This window comes from Pseudorhodobacter aquimaris, from assembly GCF_001202025.1.
GTDB classification, from domain to species: domain Bacteria; phylum Pseudomonadota; class Alphaproteobacteria; order Rhodobacterales; family Rhodobacteraceae; genus Pseudorhodobacter; species Pseudorhodobacter aquimaris.
This window is the reverse complement of record NZ_LGHS01000030.1, coordinates 52,688-76,924: the sequence shown is the minus strand read 5'-3', so window position 1 is coordinate 76,924 and position 24,237 is coordinate 52,688. Positions and strand designations below refer to the sequence as shown.

Genomic DNA, 24,237 nt, shown 5'->3' with positions numbered 1-24,237 from the left:
CATCAGCCGCGTTCCCAACCAGGATCGCACCGTCCATCCCCGCAGCACCGGCGATCATGTTTTTCACATAGTCAGCGTGGCCGGGGCAGTCAACGTGGGCGTAGTGACGGTTTGCCGTCTCATATTCCACGTGCGCGGTCGAGATCGTGATCCCGCGTGCTTTCTCTTCGGGCGCGCCGTCGATCTGGTCATAGGCGCGGAAGTCGCCAAAATATTTCGTGATCGCAGCCGTCAACGTCGTCTTGCCGTGGTCAACGTGACCAATCGTGCCGATGTTTACGTGCGGTTTGCTACGTTCAAACTTTGCCTTTGCCATTATGGCCTCCTGTCATTTCGGTTGTGGTGGGGGCAAGCCCCAACCCTACGGGGTGGTAGGGCGGGGAAGTCCCCGCCACACCGGTTAAGCGTATTTCTTCTGGATCTCGTCCGAGATGGCCTGTGGAACCGAATCGTAGTGGTCAAAGGTCATCGAGAACACAGCGCGGCCCGAAGTCATCGAGCGTAGCGTGTTAATATAGCCGAACATATTCGCCAAAGGCACCATCGATGCAATCACATTGGCGTTGCCGCGGGTATCTTGCCCCGTCACCATACCCCGACGCGAGGTAAGGTCGCCGATAACACCACCGGTGTATTCTTCGGGCGTAACAACTTCGACCTTCATGATCGGTTCCAGAAGCTTGGCCCCCGCCTTTCTCAGACCTTCACGCATCCCGGCACGTGCCGCGATTTCAAAGGCCAGAACAGAGGAGTCAACATCATGGAAAGCACCATCGATCAGCGCAATCTTGAAGTCGATAACCGGGAAGCCTGCCAATGGACCGGAGTCCATAACCGACTTGATACCTTTTTCGACACCAGGGATGTATTCCTTTGGAATAGCACCACCAACGATCTTGGATTCGAAGGAGTAACCCTCACCAGGCTCGGTTGGCATGATGATCATTTTTACGCGCGCGAACTGACCGGTACCACCGGACTGCTTCTTGTGCGTATAGTCGATCTCCGCTTCACGAGAGATGGTTTCACGGTATGCCACCTGCGGCGCGCCGATATTCGCCTCAACCTTGAATTCCCGCTTCATGCGGTCAACCAAGATGTCGAGGTGAAGTTCGCCCATGCCCTTCATGATGGTCTGACCGGATTCAAAGTCAGTTTCCACACGGAAGGATGGATCTTCGGCAGCCAGACGTGCCAGCGCGATACCCATTTTTTCCTGGTCAGCCTTGGTCTTCGGTTCAACCGCGATTTCAATAACCGGGTCGGGGAAGCTCATGGTTTCCAGAACGACCTGATTGTTCGGGTCGGACAGGGTGTCACCAGTCGTGGTCTCTTTCAAACCTGCCAAAGCGATGATGTCGCCTGCATAGGCTTCTTCGATCTCTTCACGGTTGATTGCGTGCATCATCATCATCCGACCGACGCGCTCTTTGCGGCCTTTCGTTGTATTGACCATCTGGTCGCCCTTCTTCACAACACCCGAGTAGATCCGGGTAAATGTGAGCGAGCCGACAAAGGGGTCATTCATGATTTTGAATGCAAGCGCGGAGAAGGGCAACTTGTCATCAGCCGAACGTGGCTGGTCACGCGTTTCCGTCTCATCACCGGGCTTGAAGCCCATATAGGCAGGCACATCAACCGGCGAAGGCAAGAAGTCGATGACCGAGTTCAACAAGGGCTGAACGCCTTTGTTCTTGAACGCCGAGCCCGCAGTAACAGGTACGAAGTCCAAGGCCAATGTACCCTTACGGATCAAGCGGCGCAGCGTCTCGTCGTCAGGCTCATTGCCTTCCAGATACGCTTCCATAGCGTCGTCGTCCTGCTCTACTGCGATTTCAAGCAGGTTCATGCGCCATTCGTCGGCCAGCTCTTTGAGCTCGTCGCGAATAGGTCCACGGGACCAGGAAGCGCCTACGTCTTCGCCGTTCCAAACCCATTCTTCCATCTTCAACAGATCGACGATACCTTCCAGCTTGTCCTCGGCACCAATCGGCAAAGCGATCGGCAGCGGGGTCGCACCGGTGCGGTCCTTGATCATTTTCACGCAGTTGAAGAAGTCAGCGCCGACTTTGTCCATCTTGTTGACAAAAACGATACGCGGAACCTTGTAGCGGTCAGCCTGGCGCCAAACGGTTTCGGTCTGCGGCTCTACACCGGCGTTGGCGTCGAGCAAGCAGATCGCACCATCCAGAACCGCCAGCGAACGCTCAACTTCGATGGTGAAGTCAACGTGGCCGGGGGTGTCGATGATGTTGAAACGGTATTTCGTCTCATTGGTGCCTTCGGTGGTCGGATCTTCCTGACGCTGCCACGAAGTCGTGGTCGCAGCGGAGGTAATGGTGATGCCGCGCTCTTGTTCCTGCTCCATCCAGTCCATGGTAGAAGCGCCATCATGCGTTTCCCCCATCTTGTGGTTTTTGCCTGTGTAGAACAAGATACGCTCAGTCGTCGTGGTTTTACCCGCGTCGATATGCGCCATAATCCCGATATTGCGGTAGTGGTCGATTGAAAAATCGCGAGCCATTTAGGATCCCCTTACCAACGATAATGGCTGAACGCTTTGTTCGCGTCGGCCATTTTGTGAGTGTCTTCCCGCTTCTTAACGGCAGTACCACGGTTGTTCACCGCATCCGAAAGCTCGGCTGCAAGGCGCTCTTCCATGGTGTTTTCGTTGCGCTTGCGGGCAGCGATGATCAGCCAGCGGATGGCCAAAGCTTCGCGGCGCTCCACGCGCACGTCAACAGGCACCTGATAGGTGGCACCACCAACGCGGCGCGACCGTACTTCGACGGAGGGCTTCACGTTTTCCAGCGCTTCGTGGAAGCACTCGATCGGGGCGCGCTTCAGGCGCTCTTCAACGCGGGTCAGCGCATTGTAGACGATGGATTCGGCGACAGATTTCTTGCCGTCGATCATCAGGTTGTTCATGAACTTTGTCAGAACCTTATCGCCATATTTGGCGTCGGGTAGAATCTCGCGTTTTTCAGCGGCGTGACGACGTGACATATCTTATCCCCTCACTTCGGCCGCTTTGCGCCGTATTTCGAACGACGTTGACGACGATCTTTAACACCTTGGGTATCCAACACACCGCGCAGGATGTGGTAACGGACACCCGGAAGGTCTTTGATACGACCGCCGCGGATCAGGACAACGGAGTGTTCCTGAAGGTTGTGCTTTTCACCCGGAATATAGCAGATAACCTCGAAGCTGTTGGTCAGACGCACTTTGGCGACCTTCCGCATAGCCGAGTTAGGCTTTTTCGGGGTGGTTGTGTAAACGCGGGTACATACCCCACGTTTTTGCGGGCAGGATTCCAAGTGCATAGACTTGGACCGCTTTACGCGCGGTTCACGCGGCTTGCGGATTAGCTGTTGGATCGTTGGCATTCACGTTCCTCGTGTTGCAACTGTCAATACTCGCACCGGTTTGTCTTTCCGGTACACTGCTTCTCGACGGCATCTTGTGCCTTCACAAAACACCAAAACCGCAAACGCCCTCCCTTTCGGGTGACGGTGCGGTGGAATTACAGAGGATCGGGGCAATTATCGGCCCGGATCTTGACCACTTTAGTCTTTGAGACCGTCGGACATGCAACCGCATACCTCAGGTGATGGGGCTTGTAGGGGGAGTCGCAGTAGATGTCAACACCGGGCCGAAAGACATCCAACGTCGAACACAGCCGACGCCATCCATGGGCCGATCATAAAAAAGCCCCCCGCAATCACTTGCGGGGGGGCAATGTTTTTCAAGCGCGCAAGCTCTACTCGTCGCGGCTTTCCACGGGCTGCGCTGTAACAACCTCGGGCGCAGCCAGTGCGGCGGCTTGCTCGGCCTCGTCGCGGCGTACGTCGACAACCTTTTGGTCGCGCTCGGCGGCGATACGCTTCACGCGGCTGGTTGCACCGCCCGTCCCTGCCGGGATCAAGCGACCCACGATGACGTTTTCCTTCAGGCCGACCAGTTTGTCGCGCTTGCCCTGAACCGAAGCCTCGGTCAGAACCCGTGTGGTTTCCTGGAAGGACGCAGCCGAGATAAAGCTGCGCGTCTGCAAGGACGCCTTGGTGATACCCAACAAGATCGGCTCGGCGGTTGCAGGGCGAACACCCAGCTTATGCGCCTTGGCATTGGCTTCATCCAACTCCGTCTTATCGACGTTCTCGCCTTTCAGAAGCGTGGTCTGGCCCGAGTCAAGAACCTCGAACTTTTGCAGCATCTGGCGAACGATCACCTCGATATGCTTGTCGTTGATCTTAACGCCCTGCAAACGGTACACGTCCTGCACCTCGTCGATCATGTAGTTGGCCAAAGCCTCCACGCCGAGAATCCGCAAGATATCGTGCGGGGCGGGGTTGCCGTCCATGATGTAGTCGCCCTTCTGGACAAAGTCACCTTCCTGAACCGGAATGTGCTTGCCCTTCGGCACCATGTATTCAAGCGGCTGCAAGGTGTCATCAAGCGGTTCAAGCGTAATGCGGCGCTTGTTCTTGTAGTCCTTGCCGAAGCGTACATAACCATCGGATTCTGCGATAATAGCATTGTCCTTTGGACGGCGTGCCTCGAACAATTCCGCCACCCGAGGAAGACCCCCGGTGATGTCCTTGGTCTTGGCGCCTTCGCGCGGAATACGGGCAACAACGTCACCGGGCCGGATGTCCTGACCGTCATCGACCGACAAAATCGCGTCAACCGACATTGGATAGGAAATCGGATTGCCCGCGTCATTGCGCACCGGCTCACCGTTAGCATCCATGATGATGACTTCTGGCTTGAGGTCGCTGCCTTTCGGGGCCGAACGCCAGTCAGACACGATCTTCTGTGTCATGCCGGTCGCATCATCGGTATCCTCACGGACAGAGATGCCGGACACAAGATCCACAAACCGCGCAATACCGGCCTTTTCCGCGATGATCGGCAAGGTGTAGGGGTCCCATTCGAACAGCTTGGCGCCACGTTTGACCGCCTCACCATCCTTGACGTGAACCTTGGCACCATAAGATACCTTGTGCACGGCCCGTTCCTGTCCGGCCTCGTCGATGATCGCGATCTGCATCGCGCGGCCCATGACGACCTGTTCACCATTGACGTTTTCCAACAGGTTGGCATTGCGGAATTCCACGCGGCCTTCCTGTGACGCCTCGAGGAACGACTGCTGGCCACCCTGCGCAATACCACCGATGTGGAATGTCCGCATCGTCAGCTGTGTACCCGGTTCACCGATCGACTGTGCGGCGATAATGCCGACAGCTTCGCCCTGGTTCACCAAAGTACCACGGGCCAAATCACGACCATAGCACTGGGCGCAAACGCCCTCTTCGGCTTCACAGGTCAGCGGGCTGCGGATCCGTGCCGAAGCAACGCCGGCCTGATCAATCAGATCCGCCATACGTTCGTCGATCAGCTCTCCGCGGGCTACGATCACCTCATCCTGACCGGGCACGAGGATATCCTCGGCGGCCACACGACCCAGCAGGCGTTCCGACAGCGAGGACACAACCTCACCGTCATTCACGGCGGCCGAAGCGGTGATGCTGTTTTCGGTGCCACAGTCATGCGCCCGAACGATGCAATCTTGTGCAACGTCGACCAGACGGCGTGTCAGGTAACCCGAGTTCGCAGTTTTCAAAGCCGTATCCGCAAGACCCTTACGGGCACCGTGGGTGGAGTTAAAGTACTCCAACACAGTCAGACCTTCTTTAAAGTTCGAGATGATCGGCGTCTCGATGATTTCGCCGTTTGGCTTGGCCATCAGACCGCGCATCCCGCCCAGCTGCTTCATCTGCGCAGGCGAACCACGCGCACCGGAGTGCGACATCATGTACACCGAGTTCGGTTCCTGCTCGGCGCCCTCGTCGGTGTAGCGAACAGCCGAGATTTCGGCCATCATCTCACCGGCGACCTTGTCGGAACATTTTGACCAGGCATCGACAACCTTGTTATATTTCTCGCCCTGAGTGATCAGACCGTCCATATACTGTTGTTCGAATTCCTTCACCTGATCGCGGACATCGTTCACGATGGGCCATTTGGTGTCGGGGATCAGCATGTCGTCCTTACCAAAGGAAATCCCGGCCTTGAACGCCTCACGGAAGCCCATGGTCATGATCTGATCACAGAAGATCACGGACTCTTTCTGCCCGCAATAACGGTAAACCGTATCAATGACGTTCTGGACGTCTTTCTTGCGCAGCAAGCGGTTCACCAGATCGAACGGCGCTTTGGCATTCAGCGGCAGCATCGCACCAAGGCGCAAACGGCCCGGTGTTGTCTCATACCGTTTCCAGACCTCATTGCCCTCGTTATCGATCTGCTTCACACGCGCAGTGATGCTTGTGTGCAAATGAACGATACCCGCTTGAAGCGCATGCTCCACCTCGGTGACATCAGCAAAGGCCATGCCTTCACCGACCATGCCCTTACGTTCCATGGTCGTATAGTACAGACCCAAGATCATATCCTGCGATGGCACGATAATCGGCGCACCGTTTGCAGGCGAAAGCACGTTGTTCGTCGACATCATCAGAACGCGGGCTTCAAGCTGCGCTTCCAGGGAAAGCGGAACATGGACCGCCATCTGGTCACCGTCAAAGTCGGCGTTAAAGGCCGAACAAACCAGAGGGTGCAACTGGATGGCCTTGCCTTCGATCAGGATCGGCTCAAACGCCTGAATGCCAAGACGGTGCAACGTCGGCGCACGGTTGAGCAGCACAGGATGCTCGCGGATCACCTCGTCAAGAATATCCCAAACCTCGGGACGTTCTTTTTCCACCAGCTTTTTCGCCTGTTTGACGGTCGAGGACAGACCCTTAGCTTCAAGACGCGAATAGATGAACGGCTTGAACAGTTCCAAGGCCATCTTTTTGGGCAAACCACATTGATGCAGCTTCAATTCCGGGCCGGTCACAATAACCGAACGACCCGAGAAGTCGACCCGTTTCCCCAAAAGGTTCTGACGGAAGCGACCCTGCTTACCCTTCAGCATATCCGAAAGCGACTTCAACGGACGTTTGTTCGTGCCCGTGATCACACGACCGCGACGACCGTTGTCAAACAGCGCATCCACCGATTCCTGCAACATCCGCTTTTCGTTGCGCACAATAATATCGGGCGCACGCAGTTCAATCAGACGCTTGAGGCGGTTGTTACGGTTGATAACCCGACGATACAGATCGTTCAGATCGGAGGTCGCAAAGCGGCCGCCATCCAGCGGCACCAGCGGGCGCAGCTCTGGCGGAATCACCGGCAGAACGGTCAGGATCATCCACTCAGGACGGTTGCCCGATTCCAAGAAACTCTCAACGATCTTCAAACGCTTGATGATCTTTTTTGGCTTCAATTCGCCGGTGGCTTCTTTCAACTCTTCGCGCAGCTGTTCAGCCGTCGCTTCCAAGTCGATCGCGGCCAGCATCTCACGGATGGCCTCGGCACCGATGTTGGCGGTAAAGGCGTCTGCACCGTAAAGATCTTGCGCGTCGAGATATTCTTCCTCGGACATCAGCTGGCCATAGGTCAGATCCGTCAGGCCGGGTTCGATCACCACATAGTTTTCAAAATACAAGATACGCTCAAGATCGCGCAGCGTTGTATCCAGCATCAAACCGATGCGCGATGGCAGCGACTTGAGGAACCAGATGTGGGCAACGGGTGCTGCCAGCTCAATATGGCCCATCCGCTCACGGCGGACCTTTTGCAGCGTAACCTCTACACCGCATTTTTCGCAGACAACGCCGCGATATTTCATGCGCTTATATTTGCCGCAAAGGCATTCGTAGTCCTTGATCGGGCCAAAGATACGCGCACAGAACAGACCGTCACGCTCAGGCTTGAACGTACGGTAGTTGATGGTTTCCGGTTTCTTGATCTCACCGTATGACCACGACAAAATCCGCTCTGGTGAGGCCAGAGAGACCTTGATCTCGTCAAACGTCTTGACCGGGGCTACCGGGTTGAACGGGTTGGTCGAAAGTTCCTGGTTCATGTCTCAATCCTTGAAAAGGGGCGTCGGAAGGCGAACGAGGCGCCCCGGCGGTTAAACCGGGGCTGCCCGCTTATTCTTCTTCCGAGTCCAGGAGTTCCATATTCAGGCCGAGGCCACGTACTTCCTTCACCAGAACGTTGAAGCTTTCAGGCACGCCGGCCTCAAAGTTGTCTTCGCCCTTCACGATGCTCTCGTACATCTTGGTCCGGCCCGCCACGTCATCCGACTTCACAGTCAGCATCTCTTGCAGGGTATATGCAGCGCCATAAGCCTCCAGGGCCCAGACCTCCATTTCCCCAAGACGCTGACCGCCGAACTGCGCCTTACCACCCAGCGGCTGCTGGGTCACAAGCGAGTACGGGCCGGTAGAACGTGCGTGCAGCTTGTCATCAACAAGGTGGTGCAGCTTGAGCAGATATTTGACGCCTACGGTGATCGGACGTGCGAATTGCTCACCCGTGCGGCCGTCAAAGACAATCGACTGACCGGATTCAGCAAAGCCTGCCCGTTTCAACGCGTCGTTGATATCCACTTCCTTGGCGCCGTCAAAGACCGGCGTTGCAATCGGCACACCTGCCGTCACATTGCCTGCCAGTTCCAGGAAGTCCTCGTCGCTGCGGTCGCCAAAGGCTGCCTCATAGGTTTCATCCCCATAAGCCAGACGCATCGCTTCCTGCACCGGGCTCATATCGCCCGAACGACGGTAAGCGGCCAATGCCTCGTCGATCTTCATCCCAAAGCCGCGTGCTGCCCAACCCATGTGGGTTTCAAGAATCTGACCAACGTTCATCCGCGAAGGCACACCCAAGGGGTTCAAACAGATATCCACGGTCGTCCCATCAGCGAGGAACGGCATGTCTTCCATTGGAACCACTTTGGACACAACACCTTTGTTGCCGTGACGACCGGCCATCTTGTCGCCCGGTTGCAGCTTGCGCTTCACCGCCACGAACACCTTGACCATCTTCATCACGCCCGGAGGCAAGTCGTCGCCGCGACGGACCTTTTCGACCTTATCGTCAAAACGGTGATCCAAGGCGCGCTTCTGGCTTTCAAACTGGTCGTGCAGGGCTTCGACGTCCTTGGCTTCGGCTTCTTCACCAAGCGCCAACTGCCACCACTGACCACGGCTCAGCGTGCCCAGCAGATCCTCATCGATGGTCGACCCTGCCTTGATGCCTTTCGGCCCCTTAACAGCGGTCTTGCCCATGATCAGGGTCTTGAGGCGCGAATAGATGTTGCGCTCCAGAATGACCAACTCATCGTCGCGGTCACGTGCAAGGCGCTCCACCTCTTCACGTTCGATCTGCAAGGCGCGTTCGTCCTTGTCGACCCCGTGACGGTTGAACACACGCACTTCGACGATTGTCCCGAAAGCACCCGGCGGCAAGCGCAGGGAAGTATCACGAACGTCCGAGGCTTTTTCACCAAAGATCGCGCGCAACAGCTTTTCTTCCGGCGTCATCGGGCTTTCACCCTTTGGCGTGATCTTACCGACCAGAATATCGCCCGGCTGCACCTCGGCACCGATATAAACGATCCCGGCTTCGTCGAGGTTGCGCAAGGCTTCCTCACCGACGTTGGGAATATCGCGGGTGATCTCTTCTGGCCCCAGCTTCGTATCGCGCGCCGCGACTTCATATTCGTCGATATGGATCGAGGTGAATACGTCGTCTTTCAGAATGCGTTCCGAAATTAGGATGGAGTCTTCGTAGTTGTAGCCATTCCACGGCATGAAGGCCACGATGACGTTCCGGCCAACGGCCAACTCGCCCATATCGGTGCTTGGGCCATCGGCCACAACCTCACCACGCACAACCGTATCACCCACCTTCACCAGCGGACGCTGATTGATGCAAGACGACTGGTTGGAGCGTTTGAACTTGCGCAGACGGTAGATGTCCACGCCCGGCTCTCCGGGTTCCATCAGCTCGGTCGCACGCACAACAATACGCTGCGCATCCACCTGGTCAACAATACCAGCACGGCGCGCCATGATGGCCGCGCCACTGTCACGCGCAACGATGCCTTCGATCCCCGTGCCAACGAATGGCGCGTCGGATTTCACCAAAGGAACCGCCTGACGCATCATGTTCGAACCCATCAAGGCACGGTTGGCGTCGTCGTTTTCAAGGAAGGGGATCAAGGAGGCCGCAACAGAGACAAGCTGTTTTGGCGACACGTCGATCAAATCCACCGCGTCCGAAGGGTTCAGCATGAAGTCGCCGGATTTCCGTGTGGAAACCAGATCATTCACAAAGCGCCCTTCATCATCCAACTGCGCATTCGCCTGCGCAACGGTGTGCCGCATTTCCTCAGTGGCCGACATATAGACCACTTCGTCGGTCACTTTGCCGTCCACAACCTTGCGGTATGGGGTCTCGATAAAGCCGTATTTATTCACCCGCGCAAAGGTCGCGAGAGAGTTGATCAGACCGATGTTCTGACCTTCCGGCGTTTCAATCGGGCACATCCGACCGTAGTGGGTCGGGTGAACGTCGCGCACCTCAAAGCCCGCACGCTCACGTGTCAAGCCACCTGGCCCAAGCGCCGAAAGACGACGTTTGTGGGTAACTTCGGACAGCGGGTTGGTTTGGTCCATGAACTGCGACAGCTGCGAAGAGCCGAAGAATTCACGCACAGCCGCCGCCGCAGGTTTCGCGTTGATCAGGTCTTGCGGCATGATCGTATCGATCTCGACGGAAGACATCCGCTCCTTGATCGCACGTTCCATACGCAACAGACCGACGCGGTACTGGTTTTCCATCAGCTCGCCAACAGAACGCACACGACGGTTGCCGAGGTGGTCGATATCGTCGATCTCACCCTTGCCATCGCGCAATTCGGTCAACGCCTTGATGCAGGCCACGATGTCGTCACGGTCCAATGTGCGCTGGGTATCGGGCTTACCCAGATCCAGACGCATATTCATTTTCACGCGCCCAACGGCCGAAAGGTCGTAACGCTCGCTATCAAAGAACAAGGTATCGAACAGATTGGATGCAGCCTCAACGGTTGGCGGCTCACCCGGACGCATAACGCGGTAGATGTCCATCAACGCGGTATCGCGGCCCATGTTCTTGTCGGCGGCCAGAGTGTTGCGGATATAGGGGCCGACATTGACGTTATCGATATCAAGAACCGGAATATCGGTGATGCCCTGATCCAGCAAAACCTTCAGGCTGCCGCCTTTGATCTCGCCGTCTTTGTCGTATTCCATCGTCAATTCGTCACCGGCTTCGACCCAAATCTCGCCGGTTTCTTCGTTGATGATATCCTTTGCGACATATTTGCCCAGGATCTGGTCGAAGGGCAGCAACAATTCTTTGACTTTATCGGCATCGATGATCTGTTTGACCATCCGCGGCGTCATCTTGTCGCCGGCCTTGCACAGAACCTCACCGGTGTCAGCATCTACGATGTCATAGGCAGGGCGGGTGCCGCGCACACGCTCTGGGAAGAATCTGGTGACCCAGCCCTTGTTCTTTTCGTATTTGTAGCTGACGGTATTGTAATACGCGTCCATGATCTGCTCTTGGCCCATGCCAAGCGCATACAAAAGCGTCGTCACCGGCAGTTTGCGGCGACGGTCGATGCGTGCAAATACGATGTCCTTGGCGTCGAACTCAAAGTCCAGCCAAGAGCCGCGGTAAGGGATGATCCGGCAGGCAAACAGCAGTTTGCCGCTCGAATGGGTCTTGCCCTTGTCGTGGTCGAAGAACACGCCAGGCGAACGGTGCATCTGGCTGACGATCACACGCTCGGTGCCGTTGACCACAAAGGTGCCGTTTTGCGTCATCAAAGGCATGTCGCCCATAAAGACGTCTTGTTCCTTGATGTCCTTGACCGAGCGTGCGCCGGTATCCTCATCGACATCAAACACGATCAAACGCAGTGTCACCTTGAGCGGTGCTGCGTATGTCATATCGCGCGACTGGCATTCGTCGACATCATATTTCGGTTTTTCAAGCTCGTATTTCACGAACTCTAAAACAGCAGTTTCATTGAAATCCTTGATCGGGAATACCGATTGGAAAACGCCCTGAATCCCCTCGCCATCGGCGGGTTTCGGGCCTTCGCCCGACTTCAGGAACAAGTCATAGGAGGATTTCTGAACCTCGATAAGGTTCGGCATCTCCAAAACTTCACGGATTTTGCCAAAGTAGCGGCGGATTCGCTTTTGACCTACGTAGCTCTGAGCCATGCTCATAGTCACCTTTCATCGTTTCGCCGGCGCAGGCTCGTCGGGCCACGAGCATACGCCGCTTGGCGATAGAGGGGTTATCGGTTCCATTCATGCCTTCCGTCCCACCGGAAAGCTCCCGAACTTGGATAACACACCTTGGAAGGGATTTGGGGTCAAACCCCTGCCAAGACCTGCTTTAGACGCAGAGGGCTGGGCGCGAAATCCATCGCACCCAGCCTTGTTTTTACGCGGTCGACCAGCGACACGCCAAACCGAAATTACTTCAGTTCGACTTTCGCGCCAGCTTCTTCCAGTTTTTTCTTCAGCTCTTCAGCATCAGCTTTGGAAACGCCTTCTTTGACTTTGCCGCCAGCTTCAACCAGATCTTTGGCTTCTTTCAGGCCAAGACCGGTGATGCCGCGAACTTCTTTGATGACGTTGATTTTGTTAGGACCGGCTTCGGTCAGAACAACGTCAAATTCGCTCTGCTCTTCTGCAGCTTCACCAGCAGCAGCAGGGCCAGCCATCATCACAGCGCCGCCAGCAGCGGGCTCGATGCCATACTCATCCTTCAGGATGGTTTTCAGTTCTTGTGCCTCGAGAAGGGTAAGACCTACGATCTCTTCGGCGAGTTTTTTCAGATCAGCCATTTTCTGTTCCGTTCAGTTAAGATGGGTTCCAACGTCGGTATCAACAACCACGCCGGATCATTAGATTGCTCAGGCGGCAGCCTTGTCCTCAATCGTGGACAAGATGCCGGCGATGTTCGAAGCAGGCGCGCCAATGGCCCCGGCGATGTTCGATGCAGGCGCACCGATGCAACCGACGATCGAAGCAATAAGCTCCTCACGCGACGGCATCGCTGCGACGGCTTTCACACCGGCAGGATCCAACAGTGTATCGCCCATAGTACCGCCAAGAATAACGAACTTGTCGTTCTTCTTGGAATACTCATCCGCGACCTTCGCAGCAGCGACAGGGTCCTCGGAATAGGCCATCACAGTCATGCCCGTAAGCAGGTCAGCCATCTTTGCAGCAGGCTTCCCTTCAAGGGCGATCTTGGCGAGCTTGTTCTTGGCAACGCGTACAGAACCACCGATTTCACGCATTTGCGCGCGAAGGTCCTGCATCTGTGCAACCGTGATCCCGGCATAGTGGGCAACCACTACGACGCCAGAGCTTTCAAAGATCTGGCCGAGTTCCTCGACCACCTGCTCTTTTTGTGCTCTATCCACAGTTTCACTCCAAGTTTGGGGGTTTCCCCCCGGCTCATGTTTGCCCCCTCTAAGAGAGGGCGTTCGGGTCCTTTTACGGGTCCCGAGGCCAGATCACCCGAGGGACAGCCCCCGGAAATTTGTCTCGTTCCCCATCTCAGGCAGGAGATTAAGGGCCAAAGCCCCCCCACCGTCTCGGACAGGACAGGGCCAAATCGGCGGCCCCGCCACTCCTTCCCCTAAGGGTCGGAATTCTTGTTCAAAAGACGGGTTTGCACCCGCCTTCGAAATTACTTCGCCTCGGTCGAGGCAAGCTCCACAGAAACACCGGGGCCCATAGTCGAAGACAGGAATACCTTCTTCACATAGGTACCTTTTGCACCGGCAGGACGCGCCTTGGTAACTGCGTCAACAAAGGCGCGCACGTTTTCGGCCAGTTTCGCGCCTTCAAACGACGCCTTGCCGATACCAGCATGAATAACACCGGCTTTTTCGACCTTGAACTGGACCTCACCGCCCTTGGCATTGCCAACAGCACCGGCCACATCCATCGTCACAGTCCCGACTTTCGGATTTGGCATCAGGTTGCGTGGGCCGAGGATTTTACCAAGACGACCAACCAATGGCATCATGTCAGGTGTTGCGATGCAACGATCAAAGTCGATCTTGCCGCCCTGAATAGCTTCCATCAGATCTTCGGCGCCAACGATATCCGCACCGGCAGCCGTTGCCTCATCCGCTTTTGGACCGCGTGCAAATACGGCTACACGAACCGTTTTACCCGTGCCGTTCGGCAAGGTCACAACGCCGCGGACCATCTGGTCGGCGTGGCGTGGATCAACCCCGAGGTTCATCGAGATTTCAAGCGTCTCGTCAAACTTGGCCGTGGCATTCGCCTTGATCAGCTCAACAGCCTCATCGACCGAGATCAGATCTTTGCCAGCAAAAGCTTCCCGCGCCGCGCGCGTACGTTTTCCAAACTTTGCCATGATTTATCCTTTCACCTCGATACCGCAAGAGCGGGCCGAACCAAGGATGATCTGCATCGCGCCTTCAACATCTACCGCGTTCAAATCTTTCATCTTTTCTTCCGCAATCTTGCGGATCTGCGCGGCGGTTACCGTACCGGCTGTTTCACGGCCAGGCTTTGGCGAACCCTGTGCGCGGCTGCGCTTGCCAACAGGTGGAAGGCCAGCAGCTTTTTTCAACAGGTAAGAGGCCGGAGCAGACTTGGTTTCAAGGCTGAACGACTTGTCCTGATAATAGGTGATGATCGTTGGCGTCGGCGTTCCCGGCTCCAGATCAGCGGTTTTTGCGTTGAATTCCTTGACGAAAGCCATGATATTCAACCCGCGCTGACCCAATGCTGGACCAACGGGTGGGGATGGGTTAGCTTGACCCGCTTTAACTTGCAGCTTCAGCTGCCCGATAATCTTCTTGGCCATTTGGCCTCTCCTTTTATCACCGCGCCCCACCTCGAGGCGCATGGTTTAGTGGTTCGGTCCCCGCGTACGGTCGCCTCCCACGAGATCACATCAGGCGATTTTGGCAACCTGCGTGAATTCCAGCTCGACCGGGGTCGCCCGGCCAAAAATAGAGACTGTCACCTTCAGGCGGCTGTTCTCATCATCAACTTCTTCGACCATACCGGCAAAGCCCTCGAACGGACCGTCGGTCACATTCACCTGCTCACCCACATCAAAGCGGATCAGGTTACGCGGCGCGGCTTCACCCTCTTCGGCACGGTTCAGGATCGCGTTCACTTCCTCGTCGCGCATTGGCATCGGCTTGCCCTGCGGCCCCAAAAAGCCGGTAACGCGATTGATGGAGGTTACAAGGTGATAGCCGCGATTGGACATTTCCATGCGCACCAGCACATAGCCTGGCATAAAACGGCGTTCGGTGGTTACTTTCTTGCCGCGACGGACCTCCAGTACCTCTTCGGTGGGAACCATCACTTCTTCGATTTCTTCCTCAAGCCCGGCTTCGGCCACGGCTGTCTTGATCTGCTCGGCGATCTTCTTCTCAAAGTTAGAGAGAACACTTACCGAATACCACCGCTTCGCCATGCCTGCTTCACCTATCTTAATCCAGAACCGAAATTCCGGTGATTCTCTGCATCTAAGGGCGAACTGACCCGCCCCGCTTGGAACAAAAAACAACGCGCGGACCGAATCGCCGCGCGTTTTCATTCCTGATTAACCGACCGAATACAGCGCCTCCCCCCTGATTTCAAGGGGGTAAGCCCGTTTTCAGCCCAACCCGTTGATAACCGCACTCAAAGCCGTGCGGATCCCCAGATCCACCAGCGAGAAAAACGTCGCGGTCAAAGCGGCCATGATAAAGACCATAACCGTGGTCAAGACCACCTCACGGCGGTTGGGCCAGACAACCTTGGAAACTTCGCTCCGCACCTGCTGGATAAACTGAAGAGGGTTGGCCTTTGCCATCGTCACATCCTGACTGTTCGCTGTTTTACCGGCAGATACTCTGTTACGCCCAAGGTTTCAAGCCCGCTGCCAGATTTGTCACCCCGCCAAAAGGCGGCATCTGCAAGGTCGCGATTTGTAAAAAATCAGGAATGCACAGGCGAACCAGCCTTTTTTCAAAAGATTACTAGCCGGGTGCACGTACAAAGGGTATACGCCCCCACCCTTTAGAAAAACCGCAATGATGATCGCGCCTGAGGCAGCTCTGTCCGGAACCGATCACGCTGAACAGGACGGGCCAATGTTACAAAAGATTTCTTTCATGCTCATCGGTGCGCTGGTGCTCGCGGCCTATGCGGTTCCCTATCTGGTCCTGCCGTCGGTCGAGACCTGGCATGGCAGCTTTCTGTTTTGGACCCTGGTCGGAGTGTTCGTCATTATTTTGAATGTTTTGGCAACCAGCGATTTTGACGGAGACACAAAATGACCCTTTCCCTCGTAATCTGGGGTGTGGTGATCTACATCGCCCTTTCGTTGTTTGTGGCCTATCTGTCGCGGCGCGGACCCTCCTCTTCGATGTCGGAATATTTCCTTGGCGGACGCAAGATGGGGGGGGTGGTTTCCGCGCTTTCCTATTCAGCGACCACCTATTCAGCCTTTATGATGGTCGGGCTTGCCGGTCTTACCTACCGAGGCGGTGTCGGCGCCTTGGGGTTTGAGATCGTCTATTTTGCCGGTGTATCACTGGTCGCGATCTTTGGCCCGCGTTTCTGGGCGGTGGGGCGCAAATACGGGTTTGTCACGCCCTATGAGATGCTGGGGAACCGCTATGGAAACCGGGGCGTCGCATTGGCGGCGGGGCTGGTCAGTTTGGTTTTCCTGATCCCCTATTCAGCGGTACAGCTTGCGGGTGTGGGATATCTGCTTTCGGGCATGACCGATGGCGCCATCCCTTTCGGGGTCGGTATTATCGTCGCAACAGTTCTGGCGATCGTGTTTGCCTATATCGCAGGCATCCGTTCGGTCATGTGGACCGACAGCCTTCAGGCCATGGTGATGATTACTGCGGCGGTTCTGGTCACCGCCCTCGTTGTCTCAAAACTAGGCGGTTTCAGCGCGATGTTCGGCACCATCGCCGAAACCCGCCCCGAGATGCTGAGCGTACCGGGAAGCGGATTTTTCAGCTTTACGACCTTCCTCGGGCTGACGCTGCCTTGGGCGTTTTTCTCTATCTCTAATCCGCAAGTAAGCCAGCGGCTTTTCATGCCCGCCTCCCTAGGGGCGATGCGCCAGATGCTTTTGATTTTCCTGTGTTTCGGGCTGATCTACACGCTGGTATCCGTGATCTGGGGCTTTGCGGTGCTGGTCGCCTTTCCGGGGTTGGAGCGTCCCGATCTGGCAACTTCGGTGCTTTTGTCCTCGGATCTTGTGCCACCTGTTCTGGGCGTGATCGTCATGATCGGCATTCTGGCGGCAGCGGTTTCGACCATCGACTCGATCTTGCTAACCCTCTCCTCCATATTCGCGCGTGATATTTACGGGACCCTGAGCAGCGATCCGGCCGACACGAAATTGCTGTTGATCGGCAAATTGGTCATCCCGGTCATTTCAGTTCTTGCGCTGGTTTTTGCGTGGATGGAGTTTAGCATGATCGCGATCCTGTCGGTTGCAGCCTCGGTTGGTCTGGTGCTAATGGTTCCGGCCACCATCGGGGCCTTCTTTTGGCGGCGCGGCACCGCAGACGGCGCGCTTGCATCCATCATCGGCGGGGTAATTTTTGTCGTGACCATGTATCTGACGGGCAATTCACTATTCGGCCTGAATGTCGGTGTTCTGGGCCTGCCGGTCGCAACAGTTTTGTTTGTCGGCATCAGTCTGGCCACCAAGCCTGATCTGTCATATGCGGATGAGTTCATGCAGATCGCGGCGAACCCCAAAGCACAGCCGCCGCTGACTTGACGACAAAACGGCCCGCGTGCCCTGCGCGGGCGGGCCGAAAGTGCAGACGCCCTGCCTAGCCCTACGTCAGTTTATCCATGATCGAGACCAGCTCTGCCGATATTCCCGGTTCTGACAGGGCGTGCCCCGCCAAGGGCACCATCCGCAGCCGCGCGTTATCCCAGCCATCCGCCAAACGATAGGCCGAGGCCGGCGGGCAAACCATATCGAAACGCCCCTGCACAATATCGGCCCCGATGCCCTCTATCCGGTGACGGTTCCGCATGATCCATTCATCGCCGTCCAGAAAGCCCTTGTTGACGAAATAATGGTTTTCCAGCCGCGCAAAGGCCCGCGCGTAGTCAGACGGCCCCTCGCCGCCAACCGGAGTGCTGGAAATCGACGCCAATGCGTTTTCCCAATTCGCCCACAGCCGGGCAAAGCGCATCTCCTCCATCACATCCCCCGAAAACAGCCGCCGGTGATAGGCCCCGATCAAATCGCCGCGCTCCCCTTCCGGGATCGCATCCGCGAACCGCGCCCAAAGTTCGGGGAAAAACCGCCCCGCCCCGCCTGCGTAAAACCAGTCCAGCTCGGCCTCTGTCATGGTGAACACACCGCGAAGAACCATGTGCGCAACAGCGTCAGGATGGGTGATCGCATAGATCAGCGCCAGCGTCGCACCCCAGCTGCCCCCAAAGAGGATCACCCGGTCAAGCTCAAGCGTGCGGCGGATCACCTCCATATCGGCGACCAGATGCCAAGTGGTATTGGCCTCCACGCTGGCATGGGGACGCGAACGGCCGCAGCCGCGTTGATCAAACAAGATGATCCGGTAAACCTCTGGGTCGAAAAACCGCCGCATCGCGGGGCTGCACCCGCCCCCCGGCCCGCCATGGACTACCAAAACCGGCAGCCCGTCGGGGCGGCCGCACTGCTCCACATAAATTCTGTGGCCGCTGTCCATATCCAACATACGTTGGTCAAAAGGCTCCAGCGGGGGATATAAATATTGAGCTGCGCTCATTTGGCCTGATTTATGATCCATATTTGTCCTATATACTTTCACAAACCTGCCTGTCCCGGCGCGAAACCGCAAGGAGCGAGAGATGACTTTGAACACAATTGATCCCGATGAGGTCGCGAAATTTGAGGCGATGGCCGCCGAATGGTGGGATCCGGCGGGTAAGTTCAAGCCGCTTCACATGCTCAACCCCTGCCGTTTGGATTACATCACCGCCCAGATCGCGGCAGAGTTTGACCGTGATCTGACCGCGCCCATGCCGTTCAAGGGACTGCGGCTTTTGGATATCGGCTGCGGCGGCGGGCTTTTGTCAGAGCCAATGGCGCGCTTGGGTGCGGATGTGGTGGGGGCAGATGCCGCCGCACGCAATATTCCCGTGGCCCAACTTCATGCCGAACAGATGGGGTTGAGCATCGACTACCGCCACTGCGCCGCGGAGGATCTGGCAAGTGCGGGCGAGGTTTTTGATGTGGTCCTGAATATGGAAGTGGTGGAACATGTCGCCGACCCGCAAGCTTTTCTGACCGCCTGCCAGACCCTTTTGAACCCCGGCGGGTTGATGATCTGTTCAACCCTCAACCGCAACCCCAAGAGTTTTATGATGGGGATAGTCGGTGCAGAATGGGTGATGCGCTGGCTGCCCAAAGGCACGCATGACTGGTCCAAGTTCATCACCCCGAATGAGCTTTATGCCCTGCTGGAAAAAGCAGGGCTTCGGCCTGTGGACCGCAAGGGAATGGTGTTCAACCCGATCACATGGGGCTGGTCATTGTCTGACAGGGACTTGTCGGTGAACTATGTAACGGCAAGTGTGAAACCCGCAGAGTAAGAGTTCAGTTGACCTTGCGCGGCGGGATGAAGGGCATGGGCACCACAGGTACACCGTCCTCGATCAGCTTTTTGGCCTCATCCAGTCGCGCCTCGCCGTGGATCGCGCGGGAAGGCACAGCACCATTATGCATTTTGCGCGCCTCGGTCACGAAATTTTTGCCAACGTAATCGGAGTTGGCCTCAACCTCTACCCGCAATGCCGAGAGCGCCTCTTCCTGCGGATTGGCCGGGGTGGAAAGCGTCCCAGCCATCGTGGTCGCGACGCGTGTAGTGCTCACCGCCGGGGCCATCAGCGTTTTGACAATCTCCGCGCTGCCACATGTCGGACAGGTGACATGCCCCCCTTCCGCCAAAGCATCAAAGGCGGCGGCCGATTGAAACCAACTGTCAAAGCTGTGATCGGCAGCACATTTAAGCGAATATCGGATCATTTTCGGCCCTGCGAGAAGATACATCATTGGCCAAACCGACCGTCTGCCTACCTATTCTAATTACACAAAGAAGCAAGCTTTACCCCATCCCATTGGATGTCGGTGGCGAAAAAGCAGTAAGCAGCGCCTTCAGTCCCGCTTCGCGCACTTTGCGGGCGGCATCCTGTGGGGCAAACCACTTGCGGCGCCGTTGGCGCTGTTCAGGAAACTCAGTTTCAAGTTTTGCCACTTCCAGCGGAAAAACATCGACGGTGCAAGCTTGGGCGTGTTCTTTCTTGGTGTCGCGGTTCAGCACCTTATTATAGGTAAACCGACCCAGAACGTCCCCTGCGATCCGCCCTTTGACACCCGCCTCTTCCCAGGCTTCGATTGCTGCCGCCTCAGCGCCGCTGCGCCCTTTCATCGGCCAGCCCTTGGGAATAACCCAGCGCCCAGTTTCACGGCTGGAGATCAACAATACCTCCGCGCCGTTCTTACCAATACGCCAGCATAATGCGCCAAACTGACTTTGCGCTGTGTCATCCAGAATGGAGCGTTTCTTGCCCATAGCTTTGCCTGTAATGTCCTGCTTTGTTGTATTTTCTGCTGTGGTGATCACTTTGCCAACTATAGGTTAAGATATAGGAAAAATATCAATGACTTCAAGATTCTCCCCCTTGTGATAAGCGGATTGGACGGGCAAGCTGGCACAAGACTGCCCGGGTCACAGCACTGGCGACATGCCGGATCGGGGCAATGGCTGCAGGGTACAAACCCGATGTGAGAGGGGCGGTTTTATGCGGGTATTTGTGGCCCTGAATGTGCCGGAAGATGTCAAAAGCCAATTGGCCGTACAGCAGTTCATGCTGCCCATCCCCCGCAAAACGGCCCGCGACCAGTTCCATATCACCCTCGCCTTCATGGGGGACCTGCACGACCAAGCCCTTGAGGCGCTGGATGAAGGGCTGACAGACCTGCGCATGGACGCCTTTGATCTGTCACTCGCCGGTTTCGGTCTTTTTGGCAAGGCGCGGCCGAATTCCGTTTGGGCAGCGGTTGCCCCCTCTGAACCCTTGGCACGGCTACAGGCCAAAGTGGCACGTGCCGGACGGCTCGCCGGTGCCGAAATCCCTGCACGCAAGTTCACCCCACATATCACGCTTGGCCGCTTTGCCCCGATGGGCATAGAAGAGGCTGCCCCATTGGAACGTGCTGTTATCGCCGGTGCAGGCTTTCGGGCGGGCCCATGGGCAGTCGATGAGATGATACTATTCCGGTCCACACTGACGGCAGACGGACCACGTTATGATGTATTGGCGCAATATCCTTTGACGCAATAGTCCCGCCAGAAATTTCTATCGGCATCCACCTGAACTTGCGCTAATGCAAGAAAGAGAGATGCAAACGGAGGCAAGGTGACGCAACAGCACGAACGCATCCTTTGGCTGGATATGGCGCGGGCTTTGGCCGTTGTGGGTATGGTGATCTATCACTTTACCTTCGATTTGGCGATGTTCGGCTATATCCACGCCGCCACACCCGTCACCGGATTTTGGGCCGTTTTTGCGCGTGCCGTGGCGGGCAGCTTTATCGCGCTGGCAGGGTTCGGCCTTGTGCTGGCACATGGGCGCGGCATCGGATGGCGACGCTTTTGGCGCAGGTTCGGTGTCATCGCTGCCGGGGCGGCGCTGGTATCATTTGCCACATGGTCTGTCATGCCCGATCAATTCGTCTTTTTCGGCATTCTGCATTCCATCGTTCTGTCATCCCTGATCGGACTGGCGTTCTTGCGGCTGCATTGGGTGGGGATACTGGGATTAGCGGCGGGGGTGATTGTGCTGCCGCAGCTGTGGCGTGATGTGGTATTTGATGCACCGCCACTGTGGTTCGTGGGGCTGTCTGCGCATGTGCGCCCCTCTATGGATTTTGAGCCGCTTTTCCCATGGTTCGGCACATTCCTGATCGGGATGGCGGGGGCAAAGCTGTTGCTGGCGCGCGGGCCGCTGGCGCGCAAAGCCCCATCCCCTGCGATGGCTTGGGCCAGCTTTGCGGGACGGCACAGCCTGGTCATCTACCTTATCCACCAGCCCGTTTTAATCGGGCTTTTTATCGGCTGGAACTGGCTACACGGGTAGGTCGCGGGCGTCCGCGATCGCCTCCATCGTGATATAAGAGGTGACCGTTTCCAGCTCCACCCGCGCGGTCAATCGCTGATAAATCTGGTCAAAGGCGTTCATATCCTCAGCCACCACCTTCAGCATATAATCATAGTCACCCGCGATGCGGTAAAAGTCGATCACATGTGGAATGTTAAGAACCTCACGCCGGAAAATCGCCAGCCAGTCGCCGCTGTGATGGCGTGTGCGCACCATCACAAAAACCGTCAAGCCAAGGCCCACCCTTTGCGCATCAAGCCGCAGGGTCTGCCCCAGTATTAACCCGCTTTCGTGCAAGGCTTTCAACCGCCGCCAACAGGCATTTTGCGACAGGCCCACCGCTTCGGCCAATTCGCGCTGTGATTGGGTGGCGTCCCGCTGAAGGGCGCGCAACAACGCACGATCAATCTGATCTAGTTTTGCTGTATCCATGTGGTCATATGACCCAATATGTACCTTTCGACAATATATAAAAGGGCGCTTTCCCCAGGCCAGCTCATTTATGATGGCAAAATCACAAACAGATGGAGACCCCGATGAAAACCGCCCTGCAAGATTTCGCCACCAAGTTAACGCAGGGAAATATTATCGAATACCTGCGCGACGGTGTCATCGGCGAGGGCGCGGCTTTTGAAACGCCTTTTGGCCTGCAAAAGCTGGTCTATGCCGATTATGTCGCCTCGGGGCGGGCCTTGCGGCAGGTGGAAACCTTTGTGATGGAACGGGTGCTGCCGTTTTATGCCAACAGCCATACAGAGGCCTCTCATTGCGGCGGGGAAATGACCCAGATGCGCCGCGAGGCCCGCGCGATTATTGCTGCGGAATGCGGGGCGGATGACAGCTATGCCACCGTCTTTGCCGGATCGGGGGCGACGGCGGGGTTGAACCGGCTGGTGCATCTGTTGGGTATTGCCGATGCTACAGACTACCCTTTGGTGCTGATCGGCCCTTATGAGCATCACTCCAACATCCTGCCATGGCGCGAAAGCGGTGCCGAGGTGATTGAAATCTGTGAGGCCCCCAAAGGCGGGCCGGATCTGGCGCAGTTGGAGGCGGCCTTGATCGCAGCAAAAGGGCGCCGGATTGTGGGCGCGTTTTCCGCCGCCTCCAATGTGACCGGCATTCTGACCGATACCGATGCGGTGACGCGCTTGCTCAAACGCTATGGCGCGCTGGCGGTCTGGGATTATGCGGGCGGCGCACCCTATCTGCCAATTGATATGCGTGCGGACACGGATGCGCAAAAGGATGCGGTGGTGTTTTCGGCACATAAGTTTCCGGGCGGGCCGGGCGCGTCGGGCGTGATGATCGTGCGCAAGGATGCTGTCTGTTGCAACCGCATGTTTCAACCCGGCGGCGGGACGGTGCGCTTTGTTTCACCCACCGCGCATGATTACAGCGCCGATGTCGCCACGCGCGAAGAGGCCGGAACCCCCAATGTCGTCGGCGATATCCGGGCCGCCCTTTGCCTTTTGGTCAAAGCGGCCATTGGGCAGGCATATCTTGATACCCGCCATGCGGAGCTGCGCCAGCGCGCGCTGGATGTCTGGCAGCAGAACCCCAACCTTGAACTGATGGGCAATTGCGATGCCGATGCCCTGCCGATCTTTTCATTCCGGGTGCGGGACGGGGCGCGGGGCGGTTATCTGCATCACCAGCTCTTTACACGGCTTTTGTCGGATGTTTACGGCATTCAGGCACGCGGCGGCTGTGCCTGTGCCGGCCCCTATGCGCACCGTTTGCTCGGGATTGAAGCGGGAGAATCCGAGACCATCCGCGCCGCCATCCTGCGCGGCGAAGAAATGGAGAAACCCGGCTGGACACGGCTTAACCTTTCGGCGCTGATGGATGATGCCAAGGCGGACCGCGTGATCAATGCCGTTGATGCGCTGGCGCGCAACCCCTATCCGATGGCTGACCGCTATTGCTGTGATGCGGCGACCGCGCGGTTCCAACCCGCCGCATAGCCCTTTACAATCGCGCCACATTGCCAGAGTCTTGCACATGCCTTTCGGGGAAGGCTGGCTTTTTGCCGCTTTCCCCCTAGAACCAAGGGTCACATTGCAGCATG

At 56.8% G+C, this 24,237-nt stretch carries 22 protein-coding genes; 6 read left to right on the top strand and 16 right to left on the bottom strand.

What is annotated here, in order from left to right:
• The 12 genes from AKU94_RS04665 to secE all read right to left on the bottom strand — a co-directional run.
• Positions 1 to 316, bottom strand: a 316-nt coding sequence (locus tag AKU94_RS04665; protein ID WP_198144829.1) for a GTP-binding protein, incomplete at its 3' end; no start/stop codon positions are given.
• An 84-nt stretch (positions 317 to 400) separates the two neighbouring features.
• Positions 401 to 2,524: an elongation factor G gene (gene fusA, locus AKU94_RS04660; RefSeq protein WP_050526164.1), complete on the bottom strand. Its 2,124-nt coding sequence runs from the start codon at positions 2,522 to 2,524 to the stop codon at positions 401 to 403.
• A gap of 11 nt (positions 2,525 to 2,535) precedes the next feature.
• Positions 2,536 to 3,006, bottom strand: coding sequence for a 30S ribosomal protein S7 (rpsG, locus tag AKU94_RS04655; RefSeq protein WP_050526163.1), 471 nt, complete (start codon positions 3,004 to 3,006; stop codon positions 2,536 to 2,538).
• A gap of 11 nt (positions 3,007 to 3,017) precedes the next feature.
• A complete protein-coding gene (gene rpsL / locus AKU94_RS04650; protein WP_050526162.1) occupies positions 3,018 to 3,389 on the bottom strand; it encodes a 30S ribosomal protein S12 in 372 nt (123 codons plus the stop codon).
• Positions 3,390 to 3,763: 374 nt separating this feature from the next.
• The gene (rpoC, locus tag AKU94_RS04645; RefSeq protein WP_050526161.1) at positions 3,764 to 7,978 is read right to left on the bottom strand and encodes a DNA-directed RNA polymerase subunit beta'; all 4,215 of its coding nucleotides are present in this window, start codon (positions 7,976 to 7,978) and stop codon (positions 3,764 to 3,766) included.
• 70 nt (positions 7,979 to 8,048) lie between these two features.
• On the bottom strand, positions 8,049 to 12,182 hold the full coding sequence (gene rpoB / locus AKU94_RS04640; protein ID WP_050526160.1) for a DNA-directed RNA polymerase subunit beta: 4,134 nt from the start codon (positions 12,180 to 12,182) through the stop codon (positions 8,049 to 8,051).
• 260 nt (positions 12,183 to 12,442) lie between these two features.
• Entirely contained in the window at positions 12,443 to 12,814 is a 372-nt protein-coding gene (gene rplL / locus AKU94_RS04635) for a 50S ribosomal protein L7/L12 (RefSeq protein WP_050526159.1), read from the bottom strand.
• A gap of 69 nt (positions 12,815 to 12,883) precedes the next feature.
• Positions 12,884 to 13,399: a 50S ribosomal protein L10 gene (rplJ, locus tag AKU94_RS04630; protein ID WP_050526158.1), complete on the bottom strand. Its 516-nt coding sequence runs from the start codon at positions 13,397 to 13,399 to the stop codon at positions 12,884 to 12,886.
• A gap of 269 nt (positions 13,400 to 13,668) precedes the next feature.
• On the bottom strand, positions 13,669 to 14,367 hold the full coding sequence (gene rplA / locus AKU94_RS04625; RefSeq protein ID WP_050526157.1) for a 50S ribosomal protein L1: 699 nt from the start codon (positions 14,365 to 14,367) through the stop codon (positions 13,669 to 13,671).
• Positions 14,368 to 14,370: 3 nt separating this feature from the next.
• A complete protein-coding gene (gene rplK / locus AKU94_RS04620) occupies positions 14,371 to 14,823 on the bottom strand; it encodes a 50S ribosomal protein L11 (protein WP_050526156.1) in 453 nt (150 codons plus the stop codon).
• Positions 14,824 to 14,913: 90 nt separating this feature from the next.
• On the bottom strand, positions 14,914 to 15,447 hold the full coding sequence (gene nusG / locus AKU94_RS04615) for a transcription termination/antitermination protein NusG (RefSeq protein ID WP_050526173.1): 534 nt from the start codon (positions 15,445 to 15,447) through the stop codon (positions 14,914 to 14,916).
• 183 nt (positions 15,448 to 15,630) lie between these two features.
• On the bottom strand, positions 15,631 to 15,828 hold the full coding sequence (secE, locus tag AKU94_RS04610; RefSeq protein WP_050526155.1) for a preprotein translocase subunit SecE: 198 nt from the start codon (positions 15,826 to 15,828) through the stop codon (positions 15,631 to 15,633).
• 220 nt (positions 15,829 to 16,048) lie between these two features.
• On the opposite strand from secE, the gene AKU94_RS04605 reads away from it, so the two are divergent.
• Both AKU94_RS04605 and AKU94_RS04600 read left to right on the top strand, forming a co-directional pair.
• Positions 16,049 to 16,294: a hypothetical protein gene (locus tag AKU94_RS04605; protein WP_198144830.1), complete on the top strand. Its 246-nt coding sequence runs from the start codon at positions 16,049 to 16,051 to the stop codon at positions 16,292 to 16,294.
• On the top strand, positions 16,291 to 17,766 hold the full coding sequence (locus tag AKU94_RS04600) for a sodium:solute symporter family protein (RefSeq protein ID WP_050526154.1): 1,476 nt from the start codon (positions 16,291 to 16,293) through the stop codon (positions 17,764 to 17,766). The genes AKU94_RS04605 and AKU94_RS04600 overlap by 4 nt, the downstream gene beginning before the upstream one ends.
• A 61-nt stretch (positions 17,767 to 17,827) precedes the next feature.
• Here the strand turns inward: AKU94_RS04600 and pip are convergent, their stop codons facing one another.
• On the bottom strand, positions 17,828 to 18,793 hold the full coding sequence (gene pip, locus AKU94_RS04595; RefSeq protein WP_050526153.1) for a prolyl aminopeptidase: 966 nt from the start codon (positions 18,791 to 18,793) through the stop codon (positions 17,828 to 17,830).
• A gap of 61 nt (positions 18,794 to 18,854) precedes the next feature.
• On the opposite strand from pip, the gene ubiG reads away from it, so the two are divergent.
• Positions 18,855 to 19,598, top strand: a complete 744-nt coding sequence (ubiG, locus tag AKU94_RS04590) for a bifunctional 2-polyprenyl-6-hydroxyphenol methylase/3-demethylubiquinol 3-O-methyltransferase UbiG (protein WP_050526152.1) — start codon at positions 18,855 to 18,857, stop codon at positions 19,596 to 19,598.
• 4 nt (positions 19,599 to 19,602) lie between these two features.
• On the opposite strand, the gene AKU94_RS04585 is transcribed toward ubiG, so the two are convergent.
• Together AKU94_RS04585 and AKU94_RS04580 are read right to left on the bottom strand one after the other, a co-directional pair.
• Positions 19,603 to 20,031 carry a DUF1178 family protein gene (locus AKU94_RS04585; protein ID WP_050526151.1) on the bottom strand — a complete coding sequence of 143 codons (429 nt, stop codon included), beginning with the start codon at positions 20,029 to 20,031 and terminating at the stop codon, positions 19,603 to 19,605.
• Positions 20,032 to 20,110: 79 nt separating this feature from the next.
• Positions 20,111 to 20,578 carry an NUDIX hydrolase gene (locus AKU94_RS04580; protein ID WP_050526150.1) on the bottom strand — a complete coding sequence of 156 codons (468 nt, stop codon included), beginning with the start codon at positions 20,576 to 20,578 and terminating at the stop codon, positions 20,111 to 20,113.
• 229 nt (positions 20,579 to 20,807) lie between these two features.
• Between AKU94_RS04580 and thpR the strand changes: the two genes are divergently transcribed.
• Together thpR and AKU94_RS04570 are read left to right on the top strand one after the other, a co-directional pair.
• Complete coding sequence (gene thpR, locus AKU94_RS04575; protein ID WP_050526149.1) at positions 20,808 to 21,350, top strand: RNA 2',3'-cyclic phosphodiesterase; 543 nt, start codon at positions 20,808 to 20,810, stop codon at positions 21,348 to 21,350.
• A gap of 75 nt (positions 21,351 to 21,425) precedes the next feature.
• Entirely contained in the window at positions 21,426 to 22,145 is a 720-nt protein-coding gene (locus AKU94_RS04570; protein ID WP_050526148.1) for a DUF1624 domain-containing protein, read from the top strand.
• Here AKU94_RS04570 and AKU94_RS04565 read toward each other — a convergent pair.
• Positions 22,134 to 22,598: an Lrp/AsnC family transcriptional regulator gene (locus AKU94_RS04565; RefSeq protein WP_050526147.1), complete on the bottom strand. Its 465-nt coding sequence runs from the start codon at positions 22,596 to 22,598 to the stop codon at positions 22,134 to 22,136. The genes AKU94_RS04570 and AKU94_RS04565 overlap by 12 nt on opposite strands.
• Positions 22,599 to 22,702: 104 nt before the next feature.
• Here AKU94_RS04565 and AKU94_RS04560 point away from each other — a divergent pair, with 104 nt between their 5' ends.
• Positions 22,703 to 24,133 (top strand): aminotransferase class V-fold PLP-dependent enzyme, encoded by a 1,431-nt coding sequence (locus AKU94_RS04560; protein ID WP_050526171.1) that lies wholly within the window; start codon positions 22,703 to 22,705, stop codon positions 24,131 to 24,133.
• Positions 24,134 to 24,237 lie beyond the last annotated feature (104 nt).